This window comes from Gemmatimonas sp. (assembly GCF_041689975.1).
In the GTDB taxonomy this organism is placed as follows: domain Bacteria; phylum Gemmatimonadota; class Gemmatimonadetes; order Gemmatimonadales; family Gemmatimonadaceae; genus Gemmatimonas.
Map to the genome: position 1 here is coordinate 1 of NZ_JBDNFF010000343.1, position 4,257 is coordinate 4,257.

A 4,257-nucleotide genomic window follows, 5' to 3' on the forward strand; every position below is an offset into this window, starting at 1 on the left:
CATGCAGGTCACACGTGACGTGGTCGATCGCGCGGTGGCGCGCGCGGAGCCGGTGTACGGCATCAACACGGGTTTCGGGAAGCTGTCCGAAGTCACGATCGCCGGCGATCGACTCGCGGCACTCCAGCGCAATCTGGTACGCAGTCATGCGGCCGGCGTCGGTGATCCGCTCCCCGAACGCGAGGTGCGCGCCATGATGTTGTTGCGCGCGAACGTGCTCGCGACGGCGTACGCTGGTGCGCGTCCGATTATCGTGGAATCGTTGTTGGACATGCTGAATGCCGGCGTGTGGCCGGTCGTGCCGGAGCAGGGCAGCGTCGGCGCGAGCGGCGATCTCGCGCCGCTCGCGCATCTCGCGCTCACACTCATCGGCGAAGGCACGGCGCGCTTTCAGCGCCGCGAAGGTCCTTCGCAGGAACTGCTCGCCGCAGCCGGACTCTCCGCGGTCACGCTCGAGGCGAAGGAAGGGCTCGCGCTCATCAACGGGACGCAGGCGCACACCGCCGTCGCGTCACTGGCCTGCGCCGAACTCACCAGACTCTGGCACGCTGCGCATGTAGCGACGGCCATGAGTCTCGAGGCGCTGCTGGGTACGCCCGATGCGTTCGACGCGCGTATCCAGGAGGCGCGCGGTCAGCCGGGACAGATGGAATCGGCAGCGATGCTGCGTATGCTGCTCGAAGGCAGCGAGATTCGCGAGTCGCATCGCTTCGGCGATCCACGTGTGCAGGATGCGTACGCGCTGCGCTGCGTACCGCAGGTGCACGGCCCGGCGCTCGACGCGCTGCGTTTCGCGCGTGGCGTGATCTCGCGCGAGCTCAACGCGGCCACCGATAATCCGTTGGTGCTCGCCACCGGAGAATTGCTCAGCGGCGGCAACTTCCACGGCCAGGCCGTCGCGATGGCGAGCGACCTGTTGGCGATCATCTGTGCGAACCTCGCCGTCATCAGCGAGCGGCGGATCGATCGACTGGTGCACCCTGATTTCAATCAGGGACTGCCACCATTTCTGGCGGGCTCTCCCGGGCTCGAGTCGGGACAAATGATGGCGCAGGTCACGGCGGCGGCGTTGGCCAGCGAGTGCAAACTGTTGGCACACCCGGCCAGCGTGGATTCGATTCCGACCGACGGCAACAAGGAAGACATGGTGCCGATGGCGATGGGCGCGGCCATCAAGTTGCGCCGCACCGTACGTAACCTGCGGCATGTGCTCGCGATCGAATTGATCGCGGCGGCTGAAGCAATCGAGTATCGCCGCCCCCTGCGCAGCAGTGTGGCCGTGGAGCGCGCGCACGCGATCATCAGAACGCACGTGGCGCGTGCGACGGGCGACCGACCACCGGCACCTGACATCGCACGGCTCGGCGATGCCGTGGCCGCAGGGGCACTCGATGCCATCACCGAGGGGTTCGTCGTATGACCGGCACGGTGACGATGACGGCGGCAAGTCTCAGCGGACCGCGTGTGGTCCGGGCGCCGCGCGGCAGCGCGATGCAGTGCCTCGGATGGGAGCAGGAAGCCGCACTCCGTATGCTGATGAACAATCTCGACCCCGACGTCGCCGAGCGGCCGGATGACCTCGTCGTGTATGGCGGTACCGGGCGCGCCGCGCGTTCGTGGGAGGCCTTCGACGCGATCGTGCGCACGCTGAAGACGCTGGCCAACGACGAGACGCTGCTTGTGCAGAGCGGCAAGCCCGTGGCGGTCTTCCGCACGCACGAAGACGCACCGCGTGTCTTGATCGCCAACGGCAATCTCGTGGGCCGTTGGGCCAATTGGGATGAGTTTCGTCGCTTGGAGCGCGCCGGTCTCACGATGTACGGACAGATGACGGCCGGCTCGTGGATCTACATCGGATCGCAGGGCATCGTGCAGGGTACGTACGAGACGTTCGGTGCCGTGGCCACGCGGCATTTCGGTGGAACGCTCGAAGGGCGGCTGGTGGTCACGGCGGGCTTGGGCGGCATGGGTGGCGCGCAGCCACTGGCCGCGGCGATGCACGGCGCGGCGGTGCTTGGCATCGACGTGGACGCCTCGCGCATCGCGAAGCGCCTCGAGACCCGGTACTGTGATCGCATGACGACCTCGCTCGATGAGGCACTCGCCTGGCTGACCGAGGCGCAGACGGAACGGCGTGGCCTGTCGGTGGGGCTGGTCGGGAATTCTGCCGTGGTCTTGCCTGAACTGGTCCGACGCGGAGTCGTCCCCGACGTCGTGACCGACCAGACGAGTGCCCATGACATGCTGGTCGGGTACGTTCCCGCCGGTCTGTCGCTGTCCGAGGCAGCCGAATTGCGTGCGTCGGATCCCGCCGTGTACATCGCGCGTTCGACAGCGTCGGTCGTGGAGCACGTGCGTGCCATGCGCACCATGCAGGACCGCGGCGCCGTTGCTTTCGATTACGGCAACAATATTCGGACGGTCGCCTTCGACGCCGGATTGGACGACGCGTTCCGGATTCCCGGGTTCGTGCCGGAATACGTGCGTCCGCTGTTCTGCGAAGGGAAGGGCCCGTTTCGTTGGGTCGCGCTGTCCGGCGACACTGCCGACATTGCGCGCACCGACGCCTTGGTGCTCGAGCTCTTTCCGCATGATCCTCAGCTGCGTCGCTGGATCGAACTCGCTCGTGAGCGCATCGCATTTCAGGGACTCCCCGCGCGCATCTGCTGGCTGGGGCAGGGTGACCGCGCGCGATTCGCGCTCGCACTCAACGACCTCGTGGCGCGTGGTGAAGTCTCGGCTCCGATCGTCATCGGACGGGATCACCTCGACACGGGGAGCGTGGCGTCGCCGTTCCGCGAAACGGAAGCCATGCGCGACGGCAGCGATGCCATCGCCGACTGGGCCATCCTGAATGCCCTGCTCAACGTGGCGAGTGGTGCCTCGTGGGTGTCGTTTCATCACGGTGGAGGTGTCGGCATCGGCAACTCGCTGCACGCTGGACAGGTGATCGTGGCCGACGGCAGTGAGCGCATGCGCCGCCGACTCGAACGCGTCCTCACGAACGATCCCGGCATCGGTGTGGCGCGCCATGCCGATGCGGGCTACGACCTTGCGATCGCGACCGCCGCCCGACACGGCGTTCGCATCCCCATGGAGGAAGGCTGATGCTGTCGAGTCGATATCGTCCGTGGCACGTACCGATTTTTCTCGGGAAGTACGCGTGGCTGCGTGCGCGAAATCGACCGGTGCTGTTGAACTTCGAAGTCACGATGCGCTGCAATGCCAAGTGCGGGTTCTGTGACTACTGGAAGACGCCGGCCGAAGCGAAGCACACTGAGATGAGCGATTTCGCCGAGATCGCCCGGCGCTTTTCGCCGATGCTGGTCACGTTCACCGGTGGCGAGCCGACGTTGCGAAAGGATCTCGAAGCGATCGTCGCGTCGGTCCGGAAGGCCGTGCGGTACACCTACGTCCAGATGATCACGCACGGCGCCATGCTCTCGCTCGATCGCGCGACGTCGCTGTGGGACGCGGGCGTCGACCAGTTCAACATTTCGCTCGACTACCTCGACGAGCGACACGACGCGGCACGCGGCATCCCCGGGCTGTCGGCGAAGATTCTCGACCTCGTGCCGCGCATGAAAGATGCGGGCATCGGCAGCGTGCGTTTCAATACGGTGATCAAGAACGACAATCTCGATCAGATCATGCCGATCGTCGAGCGCGCGGCCGCCCTCGGTGGCGGCGTGAACTTCTCGCTGTACACCGACTCCAAGAACGGTAACGAGGACTATCTGCTTGGCGAGGCCCAGCGGCGTGAGCTCGAGCAGGTCGTGCAGCAGCTGCTCGCGTACAAGCGGCGCAGGCGCGGCGTGATCACGAATTCCGATTACTATCTCGAGCAGATTCCCCGGTATGTGCGCGGCGAGATGACCGAGCCGTGTCGCAGTGGTTCCACCACCATTCATATCGATCCGCAAGGCATGGTGCGTCGCTGCCCCGACTTCAAGCCGGACGGACGCTGGCAGGACTACAAGGGGTACGAGCCGATCAACTGCAATGCGTGCTTCTATGCCTGTCGCGGAGAAGCACAGGCACCACTGCGGTTGATGTCCCGCGTGCGTGATGTGATGGCATGACCGAGGGTCGATCGGTCGACGACACCGTGACGCTGTTCGTGAATGCCGCACAGACCGTGACCTGTGCCGGTCCGGCGCGCGCGCGACGCGGCGCGGAGATGCAGGATGCGGGCGTGCAGTTCGGAGCCGGCGTCGCGGTGCAGGGCGATCGCATTGTGGCGGTGGACGACGATGG

3 protein-coding genes are annotated in these 4,257 nt (G+C 65.9%); all 3 read left to right on the forward strand.

What is annotated here, in order from left to right; all coding sequences use genetic code 11:
- Nucleotides 1–1,420 (forward strand): histidine ammonia-lyase (hutH, locus tag ACESNG_RS20420; RefSeq protein WP_373070591.1); only part of this gene is annotated, 1,420 nt, incomplete at its 5' end.
- 14 nt (nt 1,421–1,434) lie between these two features.
- Nucleotides 1,435–3,108, forward strand: coding sequence for a urocanate hydratase (gene hutU / locus ACESNG_RS20425; protein ID WP_373070595.1), 1,674 nt, complete (start codon nt 1,435–1,437; stop codon nt 3,106–3,108).
- Nucleotides 3,108–4,082 (forward strand): radical SAM protein, encoded by a 975-nt coding sequence (locus ACESNG_RS20430; RefSeq protein ID WP_373070593.1) that lies wholly within the window; start codon nt 3,108–3,110, stop codon nt 4,080–4,082. The genes hutU and ACESNG_RS20430 overlap by 1 nt, the downstream gene beginning before the upstream one ends.
- Nucleotides 4,083–4,257 lie beyond the last annotated feature (175 nt).

Excerpts from the sequence above, each read along its gene's own strand:
- hutU (WP_373070595.1), top strand. The coding sequence starts at position 1,435 with ATGACGGCGGCAAGTCTCAGCGGACCGCGTGTGGTCCGGGCGCCGCGC.
- ACESNG_RS20430 (WP_373070593.1), top strand. The coding sequence starts at position 3,108 with ATGCTGTCGAGTCGATATCGTCCGTGGCACGTACCGATTTTTCTCGGG.